This window comes from Pseudodonghicola flavimaris, assembly GCF_030164425.1.
In the GTDB taxonomy this organism is placed as follows: domain Bacteria; phylum Pseudomonadota; class Alphaproteobacteria; order Rhodobacterales; family Rhodobacteraceae; genus Pseudodonghicola; species Pseudodonghicola flavimaris.
The window spans coordinates 23,724-43,196 of record NZ_JASNJD010000023.1 but is presented as its reverse complement, the minus strand read 5'-3'; the positions used below and the strand labels follow the sequence as shown (position 1 = coordinate 43,196).

Annotated in this window: 24 protein-coding genes; 13 read left to right on the top strand and 11 right to left on the bottom strand. The window is 67.2% G+C overall.

The window, feature by feature from the left end:
* The first annotated feature begins 53 nt into the window (after positions 1 to 53).
* A complete protein-coding gene (locus QO033_RS21445) occupies positions 54 to 3,509 on the top strand; it encodes a chromosome segregation SMC family protein (RefSeq protein ID WP_284482946.1) in 3,456 nt (1,151 codons plus the stop codon).
* A gap of 60 nt (positions 3,510 to 3,569) precedes the next feature.
* Positions 3,570 to 3,947: a hypothetical protein gene (locus tag QO033_RS21440; RefSeq protein ID WP_284482945.1), complete on the top strand. Its 378-nt coding sequence runs from the start codon at positions 3,570 to 3,572 to the stop codon at positions 3,945 to 3,947.
* A gap of 84 nt (positions 3,948 to 4,031) precedes the next feature.
* Here the strand turns inward: QO033_RS21440 and QO033_RS21435 are convergent, their stop codons facing one another.
* The 3 genes from QO033_RS21435 to QO033_RS21425 are packed head-to-tail and all read right to left on the bottom strand — an operon-like array spanning position 4,032 to position 7,125.
* A complete protein-coding gene (locus QO033_RS21435; protein ID WP_284482944.1) occupies positions 4,032 to 5,201 on the bottom strand; it encodes a lytic murein transglycosylase in 1,170 nt (389 codons plus the stop codon).
* Between the two features lie 38 nt (positions 5,202 to 5,239).
* Positions 5,240 to 6,160, bottom strand: a complete 921-nt coding sequence (gene cbiB / locus QO033_RS21430) for an adenosylcobinamide-phosphate synthase CbiB (RefSeq protein ID WP_284482943.1) — start codon at positions 6,158 to 6,160, stop codon at positions 5,240 to 5,242.
* Entirely contained in the window at positions 6,157 to 7,125 is a 969-nt protein-coding gene (locus QO033_RS21425; protein ID WP_284482942.1) for a threonine-phosphate decarboxylase, read from the bottom strand. The genes cbiB and QO033_RS21425 overlap by 4 nt, the downstream gene beginning before the upstream one ends.
* A gap of 150 nt (positions 7,126 to 7,275) precedes the next feature.
* On the opposite strand from QO033_RS21425, the gene QO033_RS21420 reads away from it, so the two are divergent.
* Positions 7,276 to 7,638 carry a response regulator transcription factor gene (locus QO033_RS21420; RefSeq protein WP_284482941.1) on the top strand — a complete coding sequence of 121 codons (363 nt, stop codon included), beginning with the start codon at positions 7,276 to 7,278 and terminating at the stop codon, positions 7,636 to 7,638.
* 33 nt (positions 7,639 to 7,671) lie between these two features.
* Here QO033_RS21420 and QO033_RS21415 read toward each other — a convergent pair whose 3' ends face one another.
* Positions 7,672 to 8,646: a glutathione S-transferase family protein gene (locus tag QO033_RS21415; protein ID WP_284482940.1), complete on the bottom strand. Its 975-nt coding sequence runs from the start codon at positions 8,644 to 8,646 to the stop codon at positions 7,672 to 7,674.
* A gap of 214 nt (positions 8,647 to 8,860) precedes the next feature.
* Between QO033_RS21415 and QO033_RS21410 the strand changes: the two genes are divergently transcribed.
* Complete coding sequence (locus QO033_RS21410) at positions 8,861 to 9,217, top strand: hypothetical protein (RefSeq protein WP_284482939.1); 357 nt, start codon at positions 8,861 to 8,863, stop codon at positions 9,215 to 9,217.
* 66 nt (positions 9,218 to 9,283) lie between these two features.
* Here the strand turns inward: QO033_RS21410 and QO033_RS21405 are convergent, their stop codons facing one another.
* A complete protein-coding gene (locus QO033_RS21405) occupies positions 9,284 to 10,456 on the bottom strand; it encodes a MalY/PatB family protein (protein WP_284482938.1) in 1,173 nt (390 codons plus the stop codon).
* Positions 10,457 to 10,553: 97 nt separating this feature from the next.
* Here QO033_RS21405 and def (QO033_RS21400) point away from each other — a divergent pair, with 97 nt between their 5' ends.
* The 7 genes from def (QO033_RS21400) (at position 10,554) to QO033_RS21370 (ending at position 14,280) form a co-directional block, all read left to right on the top strand.
* On the top strand, positions 10,554 to 11,072 hold the full coding sequence (def, locus tag QO033_RS21400) for a peptide deformylase (RefSeq protein WP_284482937.1): 519 nt from the start codon (positions 10,554 to 10,556) through the stop codon (positions 11,070 to 11,072).
* 1 nt (position 11,073) lies between these two features.
* A complete protein-coding gene (gene def, locus QO033_RS21395; protein WP_284482936.1) occupies positions 11,074 to 11,580 on the top strand; it encodes a peptide deformylase in 507 nt (168 codons plus the stop codon).
* Positions 11,577 to 12,074 carry a peptide deformylase gene (def, locus tag QO033_RS21390; RefSeq protein WP_284482935.1) on the top strand — a complete coding sequence of 166 codons (498 nt, stop codon included), beginning with the start codon at positions 11,577 to 11,579 and terminating at the stop codon, positions 12,072 to 12,074. Before def (QO033_RS21395) ends, def (QO033_RS21390) begins: the two co-directional genes overlap by 4 nt.
* A gap of 144 nt (positions 12,075 to 12,218) precedes the next feature.
* On the top strand, positions 12,219 to 12,689 hold the full coding sequence (locus QO033_RS21385) for a MaoC family dehydratase (RefSeq protein ID WP_284482934.1): 471 nt from the start codon (positions 12,219 to 12,221) through the stop codon (positions 12,687 to 12,689).
* Positions 12,690 to 12,870: 181 nt separating this feature from the next.
* Positions 12,871 to 13,776, top strand: a complete 906-nt coding sequence (fmt, locus tag QO033_RS21380) for a methionyl-tRNA formyltransferase (RefSeq protein WP_284482933.1) — start codon at positions 12,871 to 12,873, stop codon at positions 13,774 to 13,776.
* An 18-nt stretch (positions 13,777 to 13,794) separates the two neighbouring features.
* On the top strand, positions 13,795 to 14,031 hold the full coding sequence (locus QO033_RS21375) for a hypothetical protein (protein ID WP_284482932.1): 237 nt from the start codon (positions 13,795 to 13,797) through the stop codon (positions 14,029 to 14,031).
* Between the two features lie 3 nt (positions 14,032 to 14,034).
* On the top strand, positions 14,035 to 14,280 hold the full coding sequence (locus QO033_RS21370) for a GlsB/YeaQ/YmgE family stress response membrane protein (RefSeq protein WP_284482931.1): 246 nt from the start codon (positions 14,035 to 14,037) through the stop codon (positions 14,278 to 14,280).
* 70 nt (positions 14,281 to 14,350) lie between these two features.
* Here the strand turns inward: QO033_RS21370 and rnhA are convergent, their stop codons facing one another.
* The 6 genes from rnhA to QO033_RS21340 form a co-directional block, all read right to left on the bottom strand.
* The gene (rnhA, locus tag QO033_RS21365) at positions 14,351 to 14,818 is read right to left on the bottom strand and encodes a ribonuclease HI (RefSeq protein WP_284482930.1); all 468 of its coding nucleotides are present in this window, start codon (positions 14,816 to 14,818) and stop codon (positions 14,351 to 14,353) included.
* A complete protein-coding gene (locus QO033_RS21360) occupies positions 14,811 to 15,404 on the bottom strand; it encodes a class I SAM-dependent methyltransferase (protein ID WP_284482929.1) in 594 nt (197 codons plus the stop codon). Before QO033_RS21360 ends, rnhA begins: the two co-directional genes overlap by 8 nt.
* Positions 15,401 to 15,856, bottom strand: coding sequence for a DUF3429 domain-containing protein (locus QO033_RS21355; protein WP_284482928.1), 456 nt, complete (start codon positions 15,854 to 15,856; stop codon positions 15,401 to 15,403). The genes QO033_RS21360 and QO033_RS21355 overlap by 4 nt, the downstream gene beginning before the upstream one ends.
* Before the next feature lie 4 nt (positions 15,857 to 15,860).
* Positions 15,861 to 16,475 (bottom strand): LysE family translocator, encoded by a 615-nt coding sequence (locus QO033_RS21350; RefSeq protein ID WP_284482999.1) that lies wholly within the window; start codon positions 16,473 to 16,475, stop codon positions 15,861 to 15,863.
* A complete protein-coding gene (gene ispH / locus QO033_RS21345; RefSeq protein WP_284482927.1) occupies positions 16,472 to 17,422 on the bottom strand; it encodes a 4-hydroxy-3-methylbut-2-enyl diphosphate reductase in 951 nt (316 codons plus the stop codon). Before ispH ends, QO033_RS21350 begins: the two co-directional genes overlap by 4 nt.
* Positions 17,423 to 17,730: 308 nt before the next feature.
* A complete protein-coding gene (locus QO033_RS21340) occupies positions 17,731 to 18,306 on the bottom strand; it encodes a LabA-like NYN domain-containing protein (RefSeq protein WP_284482926.1) in 576 nt (191 codons plus the stop codon).
* Positions 18,307 to 18,441: 135 nt separating this feature from the next.
* On the opposite strand from QO033_RS21340, the gene folK reads away from it, so the two are divergent.
* Both folK and rpoZ read left to right on the top strand, forming a co-directional pair.
* Positions 18,442 to 19,011 (top strand): 2-amino-4-hydroxy-6-hydroxymethyldihydropteridine diphosphokinase, encoded by a 570-nt coding sequence (folK, locus tag QO033_RS21335; RefSeq protein ID WP_284482925.1) that lies wholly within the window; start codon positions 18,442 to 18,444, stop codon positions 19,009 to 19,011.
* A gap of 102 nt (positions 19,012 to 19,113) precedes the next feature.
* Positions 19,114 to 19,467 carry a DNA-directed RNA polymerase subunit omega gene (gene rpoZ / locus QO033_RS21330; protein WP_284482924.1) on the top strand — a complete coding sequence of 118 codons (354 nt, stop codon included), beginning with the start codon at positions 19,114 to 19,116 and terminating at the stop codon, positions 19,465 to 19,467.
* Positions 19,468 to 19,473 lie beyond the last annotated feature (6 nt).

Below are 19,473 nucleotides of genomic sequence, written 5' to 3'. Positions count from 1 at the left end.
ATCGGCCAGAGAGCGCAAATTTCAGGTTCAACAGGAATCACGATGGTCGCCCCTTGCGCTTTACCCGCCTCAAACTGACCGGCTTCAAAAGCTTTGTCGATCCGACCGACCTGATCATCGCCGAAGGGCTGACCGGGGTGGTGGGGCCGAACGGCTGCGGCAAGTCGAATCTGCTGGAGGCGCTGCGCTGGGTGATGGGGGAGACCCGGGCCAAGGCGATGCGCGGCTCCGGCATGGAGGACGTGATCTTCGCCGGGGCCTCTTCGCGCCCCGCGCGCAACTTCGCCGAAGTGGCGCTGATCATCGACAACGCCGACCGGCTGGCGCCGGCGGGATTCAACGACGCCGATTCGCTTGAGATCGTGCGGCGGATCACCCGCGATGTCGGTTCTGCCTATAAGGCCAACAGCAAGGACGTGCGCGCCCGCGATGTGCAGATGCTGTTCGCCGATGCTTCTACGGGGGCGCACTCGCCCTCGCTGGTGCGGCAGGGGCAGATTTCCGAGCTGATCAACGCCAAGCCCACCGCGCGGCGGCGGATCCTGGAAGAGGCGGCGGGGATTTCCGGGCTTTATCAGCGCCGGCATGAGGCCGAGCTGAAGCTGCGCGGCACCGAGACCAACCTGACCCGGGTCGACGACGTTCTGGAGCAGCTGGGCGGCCAGCTGGGGCAACTGGCGCGCCAGGCCCGGCAGGCGGCACGCTATCGCGAGATCGGCACCCAGCTCCGGCTGGCGGAGGGGATGCTGCTCTATCGGCGCTGGCGCGAGGCGGATGAGGCCCGGCTGGCGGCCGAGGCTGTGCTGCGCGAGAGGGTGACCGAGGCCGCCCGTGCCGAGGCCGCCGCCACCCAGGCCACCCGCGCCCGGGCCGAGGCGGATGAGGCGATGCCCCCCCTGCGCGAGGAGGAGGCGATCGCCAGCGCCGTGCTGCAGCGGTTGCAGGTGGAGCGCGAAACCCTCGCCGACGAGGAGGCCCGCGCCCGCAAGACCATCGAGACGCTGAGTGCGCGGATCGAACAGCTGGCCCGCGATATCGACCGGGAAAGCGGTCTGAACCGCGATGCCGGCGAGACCATCGAACGGCTGGAATGGGAAGCCCGCGAACTGGCCAAGGCCAGCGAAGGGCAGGCCGACAAGCTGGCGGAAGCTGCCGAGCTGGCGCATGAGGCGGCCTCGGTCCTGCAAGAGCGCGAAGAGCATCTGTCGCAGGAGACCGAGGATGTCGCCCGGCTGGCGGCGCGCCACCAGTCGGCGCAGCGCCTGTTGGAGGACAACCGCAAGACCCTCGCCCGGTCGGAGGCCGAAGAGGCCCGCGCGACCGAGGCGGTCGAAGCAGCCGAGGCGGCAGTGGACCAGGCCGAAGAGGCGTTTGAAGCCGCCCGCGAGGCCGAGGAAGAGGCGCGCGAGGCCGCCGAGGCCGCCGAAGAGGCGCTGACCGCCGCCGAGGAACTGCGTGGCGAGACCCAGGCCCGCGAGGCCGAGGCGCGGGCGCAGCGCTCCGAGGCGGAGGGCGAGGCCGGCGCGCTACGCGCCGAGACCGCAGCGCTGGCCAAGCTGGTCGCCCGCGACACCGCCGAGGGCGGTCAGCTGCTCGATCTGCTGCGGGTGCAGCCGGGCTATGAAAAGGCGCTGGGGGCGGCGCTGGCCGACGATCTGCGCGCGCCCGTGGTGGAGGCCGACGGCCCTTCGGGCTGGAGCCCGCTGCCGGGTTATCCGGCGCCGCAGCCGCTGCCCGAAGGTGTGGTCGCCCTGTCGAATTATGTCACCGTGCCGGAGGTTCTGGCGCGCCGGATCGGCCAGATCGGCGTGATCGAGGCGGATGAGGCCGGCCGGCTGCAGCCGCTGCTGAAACCGGGGCAACGGCTGGTGACTCTCGAAGGCGATCTCTGGCGCTGGGACGGGTTCCGCGCCTGGGCCGAAGATGCGCCTTCCGCCGCGGCGCTGCGGCTGGAACAGCTGAACCGGCTGGAAGCGCTGAAACAGGAGCTGGAACAGGTCACCGCCCGGGCCGATGGCGCCCGCGCCGCGCATGAGGCGCTGAGCCGCAAGCTGGCCGAGGTGACCGAAGCCGACAAGGCCGCCCGCGCCGCCCGCCGCACCGCCGATCAGCGCGTCGCCGACGCTGCCCGGGCGCTGAGCCGGGCAGAGGCCGACCGCAACCTGTCGCGCGGCAAGCTGGAAAACCTCGGGCTGGCGGTGACCCGCCATAAGGAAGAGGCGATGGCCGCCCGCAGCCGTCTGCGCGAGGCCGAGGCCGGGCTGGCCGATCTGGGCGATCTGGACACCGCCCGGGCACAGGTGGAGGCAATCCGCCAGACGGTGGAGGCAGCGCGGATCACCATGCTGACCCGACGCTCCGCGCATGACGAATTGCGTCGTGAGGGCGAAGCCCGCACCCGCCGGTCGCAGGAAGTGACCAAGGAACTGAGCGGCTGGCGCCACCGCCTGGAAACCGCGGAACGGCGGATTGCGGAGCTGGTCGAGCGCAAGGAAGGCTCGGAAGAGGAGCTGTTCGAGGCGCGGGCCGTGCCCGAACAGATCGCCGACCGCCGCGAGGAGCTGGCGGAGCAGACCGAGAAGGCCGAGGACCGGCGCCAGCAGGCCTCCGATCTGCTCGCCGCCGGCGAGGCCCGCCAGCGCGCGGCCATCCAGACCGAACGCGACGCCGAACGCCATGCCTCTGACGCGCGGGAGGCCCGCGCCGCCGCCGAGGCCCGCACCGAGGCCGCCCGCGAGACCGTTCACGCCGCCGTCGAGCGGATCAGCGAGGATCTGGAACAGACGCCGGACCAGCTGTTGAGCAGTCTCGATGTCGTGCCGGAGGAGATGCCGGGCTCCGACGTATTGGAGGCGGATGTGAACCGCTTCAAGCGCCAGCGCGAGGCGCTCGGCGCGGTCAACCTGCGGGCCGAGGAAGACGCCCGGGAGGTGCAGGAAGAATTCGATACGCTGAGCAGTGAAAAGACCGATCTGGAAGAGGCGATCAAGGCGCTGCGCGGCGGTATCGCCGGGCTGAACCGCGAGGGCCGGGAACGGCTGCTGACGGCGTTCGAGCAGGTCAACAGCAACTTCGCGCTGCTCTTCACCCATCTCTTTGGCGGTGGCGAGGCCAATCTGGTCATGGTCGAGAGCGAAGACCCGCTTGAAGCCGGGCTGGAGATCATGTGCCAGCCGCCGGGCAAGAAGCTGTCGACGCTGTCGCTGCTGTCGGGCGGCGAACAGACGCTGACGGCGCTGGCGCTGATCTTCGCGGTGTTCCTGGCCAACCCGGCGCCGATCTGTGTGCTGGACGAGGTCGACGCCCCGCTCGACGATGCCAATGTCACCCGTTTTTGCGACCTGCTGGACGAGATGTGCCGCCGCACCGAAACCCGGTTCCTGATCATCACCCACCACGCCGTGACGATGAGCCGGATGGACCGGCTGTTCGGCGTGACCATGCAGGAACAGGGGGTCAGCCAGCTGGTCTCCGTCGATCTGAAAAAGGCCGAACAACTCGTTGCCTGATGGGGTTTTTTCGCGTCTGGATTTGCATGGGGCGCGGTCTCTGTGGCAAACTGGGACATTATGAACACCCCTCTGCTTGCGCTGAGTCTCTGTCTGTTACCTGCGGTGCTTGCCGCGCAGGAGTGGGGCGTTTTCGGGCAGGGCGACTGGCCGGGCACATTGCATCAGGACGCGCCGATGCGGTTCTACGATCCCAGTCAGCCGTTCCTGGCGCCGGACGGGTCGGTGCGCCGCGGCTTTGAGGCCGACGTCATCGATGCCGGCGGATGGCGCGATTTCGGCCGCTTCAGTGTCCAGCCCGGCGGCAAGATTTGTGTCGACCTGGGCGAGGGCTACAGGGATTGTGCCGTCTACCTGAAAGACGGGCAGATGCGCATGTTGGTGCGCGACAGCGAGGGGCGGCTGCCGTTCCGGTTCGAATTGGGCCTGGGAAAATGACCTGCCGGCCCAGGGCTTGAGGAGCCCTCACCGGTTTCGGGCGCAATCCGCCGGGACGCGCCACCCCGGCCCGAAAGGCGGAGGTTACAGCCGGTTCAGCAGCGCCACCGTGGGCCATGCATCGGCCGGCAAGCCCAGCCGCTTCTGTTCGCTCTGCACGGCGGCGCGGGTGCCGGCCCCGAGGATGCCATCGATCTTGCCGACATCATGGCCGTGGGCGGCCAGTTTGCGCTGCAGCTCCTTCATCTGCGGCCCGTTCAGCCCCGGTTCCGGGCTGCCGGCGTCGTAGATCGCCGCGCCCTCCAGCCGGTTGGCGAAATAGGCTGCCGTCAGCACATAGGTAAAGCTCTGGTTCCACTCGAAATAGACGTTGAAGTTGGGATAGGCGATGAAGGCCGGCCCCTTGCGCCCCTGTGGCAGGATGATAGAGGCGGGCAGGCTGCCTGCGGCCAGCTTGTCCTCCCGCGCGCGCACGCCACGCCGGGCCCAGTCGGACACGCTCAGGCTCTGGCCCGGGCCGGTCAGCGACCAGTCCAGATCGGCGGGCACCGTCACCTCCTGCAGCCAGGGGTCCCCGGCGCGCCAGCCCAGATGCGACAGCATCTTGGCGCCCGACATCAGCGCATCGGGGGCGGAGCTCTTCAGCCGCACATGGCCGTCGCCATCGCCATCGACCCCGTTGATCAGGATATCGCGCGGCAGCATCTGCACCATGCCGATTTCCCCGGCCCAGGCGCCGGTGGTGCGCTGAGGGTCGAAATCGCCATGCTCATACAGGGTCAGCGCGGCGAAGATCTGCGGCCGGAACAGCTCGGGCCGGCGGCAGTCATGCGCCAGCGTGGTCAGCGCGTTCAGCGTGTTGAAATCGCCCTGGAAGCCGCCGTAATCGGTTTCGAAGGCCCAGAAGGCCAGCAATACCCCGCGCGACACGCCATAGTCGCGCTCGATCCGCCTGAAGGTGGCATCGTACTGGCGCGCCATCGCCCGGCCCTTGTCCAGCCGGTTCTTGGAGATCAGCCGGCGGGAGAACTCGATGAAGGGTTTCTGGAACACCCCCTGGGCGCGATCCGCCTTCAGCACCGCCGGGTCCTGGCGGACGCCGCGGAAAAACGTATCGACGGTGGCGCGGTCATGGCCCTGCGACCGGGCCTCGGCCTTCAGGCCGTCGACAAAGCTGGAAAAAGAGCCGCCGCAGTCGGCCATCGCGGCGGAGGAGCTGAGGCAAAGGGTCAGGAGCCCGGCAAAAAGACGCATGAAATCAATATCCTCGGGTACACATGAGCGAATATAATTCAAAATAGCGGTAACACCAGCGCCCAGGCCAGGATCAGCCCCAGCGCCACCAGCCAGACCCGCCACAGCAGCCGCACCACCATGTCGATCTGTGCCGGGCCGATCAGCCGGCGCCCGGTGCCATTGACCCAGGGCAGATCGCGCAGTTCTCCGTCATAGCTGCGCGGACCGGCCAGGGCCACGTCCAGGGCGCGGGCGGTGGCGGCCTCGGGCCAGCCGGCGTTGGGGGATTTGTGGCGGCGGGCGTCCGTGACGATCTCGCCCCAGCGGGGCAGCAATCCGGTCAGCGCGGCGATGATCAGCCCGGTCAGCCGGGCGGGGATCAGGTTCAGCAGATCGTCGGCGCGGGCGGCGGCCTTGCCGAATTGCTCGTAACGCGGGGTGCGATAGCCGATCATGCTGTCGGCGGTGTTGATCGCCTTATAGAGCATCAGCCCCGGCAGCCCGAGGATCAGGAACCAGAAGGCCGGCGCGATCACCCCGTCGGAGAGGTTTTCGGCGGCGCTCTCGATGGCGGCGCGGGCGACCTCTGCCTCGCTCATCTGCCGGGTGTCGCGGCTGACGATGCGGGCGACCATGCTGCGGCCCTCCGGGAGGCCCTGACGCAGCCCCTGTGCCACCGCGCGGACATGATCGGCGAGCGAACGCTGCGCCAGCAGCACCGCGGCGCAGAGCAGCTCGACGATCCAGCCCAGCCGGCTGAGCGCCTCGCCCAGCGACAGGGCAGCCAATGCGAGAATCGCGGCGCCGAGCGCCCCCTTGATCATCCGGGCGCCGCCGCGGTTCAGCAGCTGGTCGAGCAGGGAGACCGCCCGGCCCATCAGCACCGCCGGGTGCGGCAGCCGTGCCCAAAGCCATTGCGGTTCGCCGAACACCGCATCCAGAAGCATCGCCGCCGCCAGGATCGCCGCCGTGCTCACAGCGCCGCCTCCAGCCGCGCCCAGCCTGCGGCGGGGGGCAGGCCCAGTCGCAGATAGTGGTCGGAATAGGGGAAAATCCGGCTCCAGATATGCGCCTCGGCCAGCCACGCCTGCCAGCGCCTCGCCGCATCCACGGTATAGAGCCGGAAGAGATCGGTGCCGCCGGCGATCTCCGCGCCGCGCGCGGTCATCAGCGCATCCAGACGTCTGGCGTCCTGTGCCAGCCGCGTTCGGGTGGTTCCGGCCCAGGCAGTATCGGCCAGCGCCCGGGCGCCGATCCGCAGCGCCGGGCCAGAGACCGCCCAGGGGCCGATCAGGTCGCGCAGCGGCGCGAGGGTTTCGGGCCGGCCGATGGCAAAGCCCAGCCTGAGGCCCGCCAGCCCCCAGAATTTGCCGAAGCTCTTCAGCACCACCCGCCCCGGCTGGGCGGCAAGCTGGATCAGGCTCTGCTGCGGGCAGACGTCACAGAAGCTCTCATCGATCACGCTCAGCGGTGCATCGGCGTCCGCGGCTTGCCACAGCCGCCCGTCGGGGTTGTTGGGATGGACCAGCACCCGCGCCTCTGCCGGGGCGCGATCGGTCACCTGCCAGCCCTGCGCGGCAAAGGCGGCGGCATGTTCGTTATAGGTGGGCGCGTCGATCCGCACCCGCCCGGGCGGGGCCAGCGCCGGGATCCGCGCGATCAGGGCGGAGGCGCCGGGCGCGGCGAGGATCCCCGCCGCAGCCGGCACCTGCCAGAGCCGCCGTGCCGCCTGGTCCAGCGCGGCGAAGGCGGCGCGGTCGGGCAGGGCGGTCCAGTCCTCCGGCACAAGATCGGGCAGCGGATAAGGTTGCGGGTTGATCCCGGTGGAGAGATCGAGCCAGTCGGCCCGGGTGCCGCCCCAGCGGGCGATCGCGGCGTCGATCCCGCCGCCGTGGTCGCGGGTCTTGCCGAGGTCGGCGGGCGTATCGGCGCAAGGGGACATCGGGGTTCCTGTCGTCGCGGTCGGGGTCGGCCCGCTTGAAGCGGATTTGCCGCCCGGACACAAGCCGGCGGCCCTGGGCGGGGGAACGCTTGCTTGGAGAGTGAGTTAAATTTTGTTATCTTTTTAGGGGTCTTCGGGGCGAGTGAGGTGATGAAGACACTGATCGTCGAGGAAAATCCCCAACTCGGGGCGCTTTGGGCCGATCACCTGCGACAGCAGGGTGGAGAGGTGCGGCTGGCCCGGACGCAGGAGGCCGCGATCCTCGAACTGCAAAGCATCGCCTTCGATATCATCGTGCTGGATCTGATGCTGGGGGACGGCAGCGCGCTGGCGGTGGCCGATTTCGCCAGTTTCCGCCGGCCGCAGGCGCGGGTGATCTTCGTCACCGATACCTCGGTGTTTTCCGACGGCTCGATCTTCAACCACAGCGCCAATGCCTGCGCTTATGTGCAAAGCAGCACCGCACCCGAGGATCTGGCCGCCATGGTGGCGCATTACGGCGGGGTGCGCTGACCGCGACCGGCCCGCCACCTGCGCCGCGCCGGTTCAGCCCCGCCCGTGCGGGGCGGCGAAATCCGGCGTCGTCAGCATCGGCACGATCCGGTTCGGATTGATCGTCGGATGGCTGTAGTAATAGTGGCGCACGATATGCTCCACCCCCACGGTCTCGGCCACGCCGGGCACCTGATAGAGCGCGCGGGTATAGGCCCAGAGATTGGGGTAATCGGCGATCCGCGCCCGGCTGCATTTGAAGTGGTGGTTGTAGACCAGATCGAAGCGCACCAGCGTGGTGAACAGCCGCCAGTCGGCCTCGGTCAGGCTGTCGCCCAGCAGGTAACGGTTCTGCGCCAGATGCCCCTCCAGCCAGTCGAGAGTGTCGAACAGCGGTGCCTCGGCGGCGTCATAGGCGGCCTGCGAGGTGGCGAAGCCGCATTTGTAGACGCCGTTGTTGACGGTGTCGTAGATGCGGGCGTTGACCGCCTCGATCCGGTCGCGCAGCGCTTCGGGCCAGAAATCGGCGGTGTTGCCGGTGACCCCGTCGAAGGCGGAATTGAACATCCGGATGATCTCGGAGCTTTCGTTGGAGACGATGGTCTGCCGCTGCTTGTCCCAGAGAATCGGCACCGTCACCCGGCCGCTGTAGTCGGACTTGGCGCGGGTATAGATCTGATGCGCATAGTCGAGCCCGTAAAGCCCGTCGCCGGTGGCACCGTGATCGTCGGTCAGAAAGCTCCAGCCCTGATCCAGCATCTCGGGATGCACCACCGAGATGGAGATGTGATCTTCCAGCCCCTTCAGCTTGCGAAAGATCAGCGTTCGGTGCGCCCAGGGGCAGGCGAGGCTGACGTAGAGGTGATAGCGCCCCGATTCGGCGGCAAAGCCGTCGCGTCCGGTCAGGCCGGCGCGGCCGTCGGGGGTGATCCAGTTGCGGAAGGCCGCGTTCGAGCGTTCGAACCGCCCGCCGGTGGACTTCGTATCGTACCAGACATCCTGCCAGATGCCGTCGACCAGCATACCCATAGCTGTCTCCCTTGGCTGTTTGCCGAGATCTAGACGCTCTGCCCCGGGTCTCACAGGGCGACAGGCGCGCAACACGCCTGCATCCCTGCACAGGCAGGGGCGCGCCCGGCGGGTCACAGCGGCGGGGGAAATCTGCCGCTTTTCGGGGCAAGCCTTGATTTTTTTCTGTGATGGCGCAGGGTTGGTGCAAATCTGTCCTTGGGAGGGACGCCGCATGACCACCTATCTGTCGAAAGAACTGCGCGAGGGGCTGGCCGCCGCTCGCCTGGCCGGGCTGAAGAAATCCAGCCGCTTGCGGGTGCTGGCCGATGACAGTTTCTATCCGGTGCTGCGGATGTGGAAGACCGGTTTCTCCGTCGATGCGGCGGAAGCGGCGCATCTGCGCGGGCTGGTCGATCTCTACGAGGGCAGCCGCCATCTCTATCAGTGCCTGATCGTGGCTGCGGAGGAAGAGGGGGGCGAGATGCGGTTCGAGTTCAAGCGCAGCACCGCCGCGAGCGAGACCGCGCCGCTGGCCGATTACAGCCGTGATCCGGAGGCCCCGGTGGGGCTGCTGGCCCGGCCGGAATAAGCCTGACATCGGACGCCACAGGCGCTCCGGGGCGGGTACTGATCGCCCCGGAGCGCTGATATTGCTTTACTGCAGATCCGCGAAGGCGGCCTTCAGCCGGGCGCAGGCGTCTTCGATCCGGGCGCGCTGGGTGCCGAGGTTGAAGCGCAGGAAGCTTTCACCGCCGATGCCGAAGGTCGGCCCGTGGTTGGCGGCGATCTTGGCGTCTTTCTCCACCCGGGCGGTGAATTCCTCCCGGCTCATCCCGGTGCCGGAGAAATCCACCCAGGCGAGGAACGTCGCCTGCAGCGGCATGGATTTCAGCCCCGGAATCTCCGCGATCGCGGCGTCGAAGATCTTCCGGTTGCCGTCGAGGTACTCCATCAGCGCATCGACCCAGGCCGCCCCCTCGGGGGAATAGGCCGCCGTTGCCACCGCCTGCCCGACCGAGTTGGGCGACAGGTGCAGCGCGCTCATCCGGTCGGCGAAGCGGGAGCGCAGGCCGGCATCGGGAATGATCACATTGCCGGTGTGCAGGCCGGCGACGTTGAAGGTCTTCGACGGCGCCGTCAGCATGATCACCCGGTCATTGGCGTCGGGGTCGACCATTGCCATCGGGATATGCTTCTGCCCGGGATAGATCAGATCGTGGTGGATTTCATCGGAGACCAGCAGCAGGTCGTGGCGCTTGCAGAAGTCGATCACCCCCTGCAGCTCTGCCCGGGTCCAGACCCGGCCGCCGGGATTGTGCGGCGAGCAGAAGACCACCATCCGGGCCTTGTCGGTGACCAGCGCATCCCAGGCGGCGAAGTCCAGCTCGTACTGTCCCTCGGCATTCACCATCGGGCATTCGACCACCTTGCGGTGACCGGCACGGATCACCTTGGCAAAGGCGTGATAGACCGGGGTGAACAGCAGGATTTCGTCGTCCGGCTGGGTATAGGCATCGAGGCACATGCCCACCGCATTGACCAGACCGGTGGTGGTGAAGATCCAGTCGGCCTCGACCGCCCAGTCATGCCGGGTCTGCATCCACCAGCGGATCGCGTCGGTATAGGCCTTGCTGTAGTCGACATAGCCGAAGACACCGTGGGCGACCATGTCCGCGACCTTCTGCAGCACGACCTCGGGCGCCTTGAAGTCGGTATCGGCGACCCACATGGGAATGCCCTCGTCGGGGGATACGCCATAGATCGCTTCCATCCGGTCCCATTTGGCACAGTCGGTACCGCGGCGGTCGATAATCTCGTCAAAATTCATGGGGAACTCCGTCTGTCTGAGGCGGAAGCTAACGGGAATGGCGCCGGGTGCAAGGGGGGGCGTTGCGGCGGCGACCGTCATCCCCTACATCAGGCTCATGAAACGTCCGATCCTTATTCACCCCGATCCGCGCCTGAAGAAAGTCTGCGCGCCGGTCGCGGATATCTCTGATGACCTGCGCCAGCTTGCCGATGACATGCTGGAAACGATGTATGACGCGCCGGGCATCGGCCTTGCGGCGCCGCAGGTCGGCGTGCTGGATCGGCTGATCGTGCTCGACTGCGTGCGCGAGGAGGGGGAGCCGCCGCGGCCGCTGGTGATGTTCAACCCCGAGGTCATCGCTTCCTCGGACGAGATGAACACCTATGACGAGGGCTGCCTGTCGATCCCCGATCAATATGCCGAGGTGACCCGCCCCAAGGTGGTGGATGTCACCTGGATCGACCGTGACGGCAAGCTGCATCGGGAAACCTTCGACGGGCTCTGGGCGACCTGTGTTCAGCATGAGATCGACCACCTGAACGGCAAGCTCTTCATCGATTATCTGGGGCCGATGAAGCGGCAGATGATCACCCGCAAGATGCAGAAACTGAAGCGCGACCGGGCCCGGGGCTGAGATGGCGGTTCTGCCGATCCTGAAATGGCCCGACCCGCGGCTCTCCACGGTCTGCAGCCCGGTGGGCGCGGCGGTGGCGCCGCTGCAGGAGCTGATCGCGGATATGTTCGACACCATGTATGCGGCGCCCGGGCGTGGCCTGGCCGGCCCGCAGGTTGGTGCGATGCAGCGGCTCTTCGTCATGGATGTGACCTGGAAAGAGGGCGCGCGCAGCCCGGTCGTGATGATCGATCCGGAGATCCTCGACCGCTCCCCCGAGCTGGTGACAGGGGAGGAAGGCTGCCTGTCGATTCCCGGGATCACGGCGGATGTGGCGCGGCCCGACTGGGTGGTGATGGCCTGGACCGATGCGACCGGCGCGCGCCGGCAGGAGCGGCTGGACGGATTTGCCGCCCGCTGCGCCCAGCACGAGCTCGATCATCTCGACGGGCGGGTGACCTTCGACCGGCTGACGCCGACGGCGCGCGCCCTGGCCGAGACCCGCTATCAGCAAGGACCCGCGTCATGACCGCTCGCCCCTGCCTGCCCTGGCCCGACAAGCGGCTGCGCACCCCAGCCCGGCCGGTGGAAGAGATTACCGACGAGATCCGGGCGATCTGGACCGATATGATCGACACCATGGAGGCGATGCCCGGCGTCGGCCTGGCGGCGCCGCAGATCGGCGTGCTGCTGCGCCTCGCGGTGGTCGATGCCTCGGACAGCCGGGGTCAGGCGGTGCGCATGGCCAATCCCGAGATCCTGCACGCCTCGGTCCAGCCGCGGGTGCATGAGGAAGCCTCGCCCAACCTGCCCGGAGTCTCCGCCAGGATCGAACGGCCGCGGGCGGTGACGGTGCGGTTTCTCAATGAGGCCGGAGAGACCGAGGAACGCGATTTCGTCGGGCTCTGGGCGACCAGCGTCCAGCATCAGATCGACCATCTGAACGGGCGGATGTATTTCGACAATCTCAGCAAGGTCAAACGCGACATGCTGCTGCGCAAGGCCCGCAAGCTGGCCGGCTGACGGCGTCCATCCCCGCTGTCGTCCCGGGTCCTGTCCGCGGCCATGTGACGCGGCGTTCGTGCCATGGCCTGCGCTTTGCCCATTGCATCCCTGCCGCCCCTCGCCCCTCCTTCGGGGCAGGAGAACCACTCAGGGAGGGCCGGGATGGCCGAGAAGACGATGGAATTCATTCCCTTCGAACGTTTCGAAATCGGGCAGGTGCAGGAATTCGGTGCCTATGAGGTGACCAAGGAAGAGGTCATCGACTTCGCCAGCAAATACGACGCGCAGTTCTTTCACCTTGACGAGGAGGCGGCGAAGCAGTCGCTGTTCGGCGGGCTTTGCGCCAGCGGCTGGCACACCTGTGCCATGACCATGGCGATGATGGTGGAAAACCTCGACAGGACCGGCCGGTCGCTGGGCTCGCCCGGGATCGACTCGCTGCGCTGGCTGAAACCGGTCTACCCGGGCGAGGTGCTGTCGGTGCGGATGGAGGTGATCGATCTGACCGCCTCGAAAAGCCGGCCCATCGGCTTTGTCAAAAGCAAGGTGACAGTCAGCAATCAGGACGGCGTGCCGGTGATGGAATTCATCAGCAACGGGATTTTCCCGCGTGGGGAGGGAGCGGCGTCCTGATCCCATGAGACAGCGGCCGGCGCTCCCCAGCGCTTGGCTGCTGCGTGGCTTGCTCTGATTGCCCGATCTCAGCGAGGGGACCCGCCGTTGCCGGGCACCCGCAACCGCCGGTGCTGGACACCCGCCCGCGCATGGCTAAGGTGCGCGGCGACAACGATCCCGGCACGACGGAGCTCCGACAATGCGCATCATCTTCATGGGAACCCCCGATTTCTCGGTCCCGGTGCTCGACGCGCTGGTCGAGGCCGGGCATGAGATCGCCGCCGTCTATTGCCAGCCACCGCGCCCGGCGGGGCGCGGCAAGAAGGACCGCCCGAGCCCGGTGCAGGCCCGGGCCGAGGCGTTGGGCCTTGAGGTGCGCCATCCCGTCAGCCTGAAGACATCGGAGGCGCAGGCGGAGTTCGCCGCGCTGAACGCCGATATCGCCGTGGTGGTCGCCTATGGGCTGATCCTGCCGCAGGCGGTGCTGGATGCGCCGGCCAAAGGATGTCTGAACATCCACGCGAGCCTGTTGCCGCGCTGGCGCGGGGCGGCGCCGATCCATCGCGCCATCATGGCCGGCGATGCGGAAACCGGCGTCTGCATCATGCAGATGGAGGCGGGGCTCGATACCGGACCGGTGCTGCTGCGCCAGGCCACCCCGATCGGCGCGGAGGAGACCACCGATCAGCTGCACGACCGGCTCTCCGCCATGGGGGCGGCGCTGATCGTCACCGCGCTGGCGGGGCTCGATGATCTGGTGTCGGAGCCGCAGCCGGAAGAGGGTGTCACCTATGCCGCCAAGATCGACAAGGCCGAGGCGAAGATCGACTGGACCCGGCAGGCGGTTGAGGTCGACCGCAAGATCCGCGGGCTTTCCCCTTTCCCCGGTGCCTGGTGTGACGTTGAGGGCGAGCGGCTGAAGCTTCTGGCCTCGCGCCTGGCCTCCGGCTCCGGCGCGCCGGGCGAGGTGCTGGACGATGCGCTGACCGTCGCCTGCGGCGAGGGGGCGGTGCGGCTGACCCGCTTGCAAAGGGCGGGCAAGGGGGCGCAGGATGCCGATGTGTTCCTGCGTGGCCGGCCGGTGCCGGCGGGAAGCCGTCTGTAACCGGGAAGGGTGCGCGCGATGTATATGACGCTGATGGGTACGGTGGTGATCGCGGGGATCATCGGCTATGCCTCGGAGAAATCCGGTTTCACCCAGAACGGTATCCTGCCGTCGATCATCATCTGCATCGGCGGCGCCTTTCTGTTCTATTTCATCCGCGTCATGTTCGGGATCGGCTTTCACTCTGCCGGGATGAACGCCATCGTCTCCTCCATCGGGGCGCTGATCATCGTACCGTTTCACTGGAGGAGATAGACGATGCTGGCGGGGGTAATCGGACTGGCGATCATCGGTGCCGCAGCCGGGTTTCTGGCCACCCGCATCATGCGGATCGAGGCGGATATTCCCACCACCATGCTGATTGGCATCGTCGGGGCGCTGCTGGGCGGGCTGGTGATCCGCCTGCTGCTGACGGTGATGGGGGCAATGGCGGGCTTCGTCGGCGCGGTGCTGGGCGCGCTGGTGGTGATCTGGGTCTGGCAGACCTATTTTCGGCGGAAGTGAGGGCGCCCCGGGGCATTCGCCCCGGTTCTTGTGCCCGGCCGCCTTCGGGCCGGGCCGCATCCGCGCGGTGTCAGCCCGCCTTGGCGGTCTTCTTGAAGGGTTTCATCCCTTCTCGCGCCAGTTCGTCGGCGCGTTCGTTCTCCGGATGGCCGGCATGGCCCTTGACCCATTTCCAGGTCACCTTGTGGCGGGCCTGCGCTGCGTCCAGCCGCTGCCACAGCTCGGCGTTCTTCACCGGCTTCTTGGCGGCGTTCTTCCAGCCGTTCTTCTTCCAGCCGAAGATCCAGCCGGTGATGCCGTTCTTCACATAGTTGCTGTCGGTGACGATGGTGATCTCGCTGGGCCGGGTCAGGCTCTCCAGCGCGTTGATCGCGGCCAGAAGCTCCATCCGGTTGTTGGTGGTCTGGGCCTCGCCGCCGTTCAGCTCGCGCTGTTTGGCGATCTTGTCGCCCTCCATCGCGCGCAGCAGGACGCCCCAGCCGCCCGGGCCGGGATTGCCGGAGCAGGCGCCGTCGGTATAGGCGAAGAGCTCAGCCATCGCAGATCACCGTGATCAGCTGCGCCATGCTGCCGTCCAGCCCTTCGCCCTTTACGGATGTCTCGCTGACCGGGGTGAAACCGGCGTCTTTCAGATGCGTCATCAACGCCTCGCGTGTGTAGTAGGTGTAGAGCCGGCCAATCTTGTCCCGCGCCTCGCCCTCGCCCAGCTTCATGCCGATGGCGAAGCTGCCGCCGGGCTTCAGCGCGCGGCGCAGCGCCGCCAGATGGCGTGGAAAGTCTGCGCGCGGCGCATGCAGCAGGCAGAAGCTGGCCCAGATCCCGTCATAGAGATCCTCGCCCTCGATCTCGTCGAAGGTGGCTTGCCGGGCGGTGACCCCGGGATGTTGCCCGGCCAGCTCCACCATGCCGGCGGAGGCATCTGTGGCCAGGACCTTCAGGCCGGCCTCGGCCAGCAGCGCCGAGGAGGTGCCGGGGCCGCAGCCCAGATCCAGCACATGGCCACCGGCGGGGCAGGCGGCGATAAAGGTGGCAAGCTGCGGGTCGCGGCGGACATAGTCTTCGTTCTGCGCCGCGTAATCGGTGGCGCGGGCGTCATAGATGGCGATGGTTTCGGGATCGCTCACAGGTACACTCCCACAGCAAGACAGGCGATGATGACGGTGGCCATCGGCAGCCGCAGCCGCGGCCACCAGCCGGGGGCCAGCCGCCAGTAGGCAAAGGCGAGATCCAGCAGCGCCAGACCGGCGAAGCCGAAGATCAGGTTCATCGCGGCGGAGGTCGGGCCGCCGCCGGTGACCACATAGGCCCAGATCGGCGGCACCGCCGCCAGCACATAGGCCGCCGCGGCCAGCGCGCCGCTGGCGCGGGTGGCAAAGCCCCAGAGCGCGCCGGACAGGAAACACAGCATGACCGAGCCAAAAAACAGCTGGACATAGGGGGCGACGAACCGCGGCCCCAGCCGGGCGCTGCCCCAGGCGGAGAGATCGGCACTGAACTGTGTTGCCACACCCCAGGCGAAGGGGATCAGCGCGGCCAACCCGATCAGCCGGGCAAATCTGGGAACGCCTGCGAACATCCGGTCAGATCCGTTCCAGCGCCAGCCGGCCGGCGAGGGCGGCGAAGAGCGCCGCGAAGGAACGGTTGAGCCAGCGCATCACCCGTTCGGATCCCAGCACGAACTGGCGTGCCTGCGCCGCGCAGAGGCCATAGAGCGCGAAGACCGCCAGCGTCATCGCCATGAACACGCCGCCGAGACCGGCCATCTCGGCCGTGGCGGTGGATGGATCGCCGGACAGGAAGGGCGGCAGCAGCGCCAGGAAGAAGACCGAGAGCTTCGGGTTCAGGATATTGATCAGCGCGCCCCGCCGGGCGATGCGCCAGCCGGGGTCGCCGCTGGATTGCGCCGCGACGCTGAGCGCGCCGCCGGATCTCAGCGACAGCCAGGCGAGATAGAGCAGATAGCAGACGCCGGCCCATTTCACCGCGTTGAACAGCAGGGCAGAGGCATGCAGGATCGCCGCCAGCCCCAGCGTCGCCGCCAGCAGGTGCGGCACGATCCCGAAGGTGCAGCCAAGCGCCGCCCAGAGCGCGGCGCGCCGCCCCTGTCCCAGACCCAGCGCCAGAGTGTAGAGCACCCCGGTCCCCGGCGCGATCACCACCACGAAGGCGGTCAGCAGAAAGTGCAGTGACATCAGGCGGGCTCCCTCAATACGCGCGGAACCTTGAATTCCACGTTCTCCACGGCGGTTTCGACGGTTTCGATGGTCACGTCATAGCGGGCGCGGAAGGCATCGATCACCTCGGTCACCAGCACTTCGGGAGCAGAGGCGCCGGCGGTGATGCCGACGCTTTCGATCCCCTCCAGCGCGCGCCAGTCGATGTTCTCGGCCCGCTGCACCAGCTGTGAATAACGGCAGCCGTTCTTGGCGCCGACCTCGACCAGCCGGCGGGAGTTCGACGAATTCGGGGCGCCTACCACCAGCAGCGCGTCGCATTTCTGCGCCATCGCCTTCACCGCCTCCTGACGGTTGGTGGTGGCATAGCAGATGTCTTCCTTATGCGGCCCGACGATGGCCGGGAACCGCGCCCGCAGGGCGGCGACGATCTCGGCGGTGTCGTCGATGCTCAGCGTGGTCTGGGTGACATAGGCCAGCTTTTCGGGATCGCGCACATCGACATGGGCGACATCAGCCGGGGTCTCGACCAGCAGCACCTCGCCCTCGGGCAACTGTCCCATGGTGCCGATGGTCTCGGGGTGGCCGGCGTGGCCGATCATGATCATCTGCAGCCCGTTGTCGGAATGGCGCTGCGCCTCGATATGCACCTTGGACACCAGCGGGCAGGTGGCATCGACATAGACCATCTGCCGTTGCGAGGCCTCGGCCGGGACCGACTTCGGCACCCCATGGGCCGAGAAGATCACCGGACGGTCTTCGGGGCAATCGGCCAGTTCCTCGACGAACACCGCGCCCTTGTCGCGCAGCCCGTCGACGACGAATTTGTTGTGCACGATCTCGTGCCGGACGTAGACGGGGGCGCCCCATTTCTCCAGCGCCATCTCGACGATCTTGATGGCGCGGTCGACACCGGCGCAGAACCCGCGCGGCGCGGCGAGATAGAGGGTCAGAGGCGATTTTGTCATGACGCGGTCTCCTTGCCTGCCGAGAGGTAGAGCTTTGCGTCCCGATGGTCCAGAGCGACGGGGCGCCCCGGTGCCGGCAAGGGCCGATCGGGCGCCGGACAGGCGATGTCCGGCGCCGCGCTCAGCTCTGCCGTTCCGACAGCACCTTTACCCGGCCTGAACCGGTCCTGCGCTGCTGGCGATGGTCTGGAAGTTCCGGCCCCGATCAAAACGGAACGGCGCGCGCTTTCAATTCGATCGTCTGAATGGACGGACCGCCTTGGCGAATGGCTATCGCGCACCCCCCACAGGCGCGCGGCGGCGGTCAGTCAGTGGTTGCCGGCGTAGGCAACATTGCGGCTTTCGCCATGCGCTTCGCGCGGCGGACGCCCGATCACGTCTTTCAGCTCTTCGAGCTCGATGAAATTGTCGGCCTGACGGCGCAATTCGTCCGAGATCATCGGCGGCTGGCTGCGGATCGTCGAGACGACCGACACGCGGACACCCTGGCGCTGCAGGCTGGCCACCAGCGGGCGGAAATCGCCGTCGCCGGAAAACAGAACGATATGATCGACACGCGGCGCAAGCTCCATGGCATCGACGGTCAGTTCGATATCCATGTTCCCCTTGACCTTGCGGCGTCCCATGCTGTCGGTGTATTCCTTGGCCGGCTTGGTGACCATGGTGAACCCGTTGTAGTGCAACCAATCCACCAGCGGGCGGATCGGGGAGTACTCGTCATTCTCGAGCAGGGCTGTATAGTAAAACGCGCGCAGAAGCTTGCCGCGCCGCATGAATTCCTGGCGCAGCAGCTTATAGTCGATGTCGAATCCCAGCGCCTTCGCGGCGGCATAAAGATTCGATCCATCGATGAACAGCGCGAGCCGTTCGTCTTTGTAAAACATCAAAATGTCCTTCCGGTGTGCCATTTCGCCGGGGTGTTCCGCGAGTGAGTGATAAAATATGGCGAAATGGTGACCCTAAAATAAGATAATTCGAATACTCCGCAAGGCCCGTAGCAACATGAAAGACCTTCAAACGTGACCGAAATCCGGTCAGACGCGCTGATCGCGCTGGGGGCAAACCTGCCCTCTCAGGCAGGTGACCCAACGGAAACGCTGGTCGCAGCGATCTGTGCCATGCCCGCCGCCGGGCTGACGCTGCGCGCGGTCAGCCGGTTCTTCAGAACCCCATGCTTTCCTGCAGGCGCCGGGCCCGATTACATAAATGCGGTGGTGCGGGTGCGCAGCACCCTGCCGCCGGCGGCGATTCTGGCGGCGTTGCATGGGATCGAGGCTGGTTTCGGCCGCGAACGGGTACAGCGCTGGGGGATGCGGACGCTCGATCTGGATTTGTTGGCGGTGGAAAATCAGGTGTTGCCGAACCGCGACATTCAGTCGCGCTGGCGCGGGCTTTCCCCGGAGGAGCAGCGCCGTCTGGCGCCGGATGAGCTGATTCTGCCGCATCCCCGCCTGCAGGACAGGGGATTCGTGCTGGTGCCGCTGGCGGATATCGCCCCGGACTGGCGCCACCCGGTGCTGGAGCGCAGCGTGAGCGAGCTTCTGGCGGCGCTGCCGGAGGCGGAGCGGGCCGAGATCGAGCCGATCTGATGTCTTGATTTCCCGGCCCTGCCGGAGTTTCGCCTTGTCAAGAGATAGATTCGGTCTTACAAAGCGCCGTTCCGGACCCAGAATGATATTGGAGATCTCTCAATGGCCCGCGTGACGGTTGAAGATTGCGTCGACAAGGTTCCCAACCGCTTCGAGCTGGTGATGCTCGCCGCCCACCGGGCGCGCGAAATCTCCTCCGGTGCGTCGATCACCGTGGACCGCGACAACGACAAGAACCCCGTTGTCGCCCTGCGTGAGATCGCCGAAGAGACCCAGAGCGCCGATGAGCTGCGCGAACGGCTGATCGAGTCGAACCAGTCGCAGATTGAGGTCGACGAACCCGAAGAAGACAGCATGGCGCTGCTGATGGGCGCTGAGCAGGACAAGCCCGCCGAGGACGACCTGACCGAGGAAATGCTGCTGCGCAAGCTGATGGAGGCCCAGGGGCAGGGCTGACCTCGG

Coding starts and splice junctions, on each gene's coding strand:
- rnhA (WP_284482930.1), bottom strand. CDS start 14,818: ATGGCTGAGCTCTTCGCCTATACCGACGGCGCCTGCTCCGGCAATCCC.
- QO033_RS21425 (WP_284482942.1), bottom strand. CDS start 7,125: ATGTCCCCTTGCGCCGATACGCCCGCCGACCTCGGCAAGACCCGCGAC.
- def (WP_284482937.1), top strand. CDS start 10,554: ATGAAACGTCCGATCCTTATTCACCCCGATCCGCGCCTGAAGAAAGTC.
- QO033_RS21435 (WP_284482944.1), bottom strand. CDS start 5,201: ATGCGTCTTTTTGCCGGGCTCCTGACCCTTTGCCTCAGCTCCTCCGCC.
- rpoZ (WP_284482924.1), top strand. CDS start 19,114: ATGGCCCGCGTGACGGTTGAAGATTGCGTCGACAAGGTTCCCAACCGC.
- def (WP_284482935.1), top strand. CDS start 11,577: ATGACCGCTCGCCCCTGCCTGCCCTGGCCCGACAAGCGGCTGCGCACC.
- QO033_RS21355 (WP_284482928.1), bottom strand. CDS start 15,856: ATGTTCGCAGGCGTTCCCAGATTTGCCCGGCTGATCGGGTTGGCCGCG.
- def (WP_284482936.1), top strand. CDS start 11,074: ATGGCGGTTCTGCCGATCCTGAAATGGCCCGACCCGCGGCTCTCCACG.
- QO033_RS21370 (WP_284482931.1), top strand. CDS start 14,035: ATGCTGGCGGGGGTAATCGGACTGGCGATCATCGGTGCCGCAGCCGGG.
- fmt (WP_284482933.1), top strand. CDS start 12,871: ATGCGCATCATCTTCATGGGAACCCCCGATTTCTCGGTCCCGGTGCTC.
- ispH (WP_284482927.1), bottom strand. CDS start 17,422: ATGACAAAATCGCCTCTGACCCTCTATCTCGCCGCGCCGCGCGGGTTC.
- QO033_RS21375 (WP_284482932.1), top strand. CDS start 13,795: ATGTATATGACGCTGATGGGTACGGTGGTGATCGCGGGGATCATCGGC.
- QO033_RS21340 (WP_284482926.1), bottom strand. CDS start 18,306: ATGTTTTACAAAGACGAACGGCTCGCGCTGTTCATCGATGGATCGAAT.
- QO033_RS21440 (WP_284482945.1), top strand. CDS start 3,570: ATGAACACCCCTCTGCTTGCGCTGAGTCTCTGTCTGTTACCTGCGGTG.
- QO033_RS21385 (WP_284482934.1), top strand. CDS start 12,219: ATGGCCGAGAAGACGATGGAATTCATTCCCTTCGAACGTTTCGAAATC.
- QO033_RS21420 (WP_284482941.1), top strand. CDS start 7,276: ATGAAGACACTGATCGTCGAGGAAAATCCCCAACTCGGGGCGCTTTGG.
- QO033_RS21415 (WP_284482940.1), bottom strand. CDS start 8,646: ATGGGTATGCTGGTCGACGGCATCTGGCAGGATGTCTGGTACGATACG.
- QO033_RS21405 (WP_284482938.1), bottom strand. CDS start 10,456: ATGAATTTTGACGAGATTATCGACCGCCGCGGTACCGACTGTGCCAAA.
- QO033_RS21410 (WP_284482939.1), top strand. CDS start 8,861: ATGACCACCTATCTGTCGAAAGAACTGCGCGAGGGGCTGGCCGCCGCT.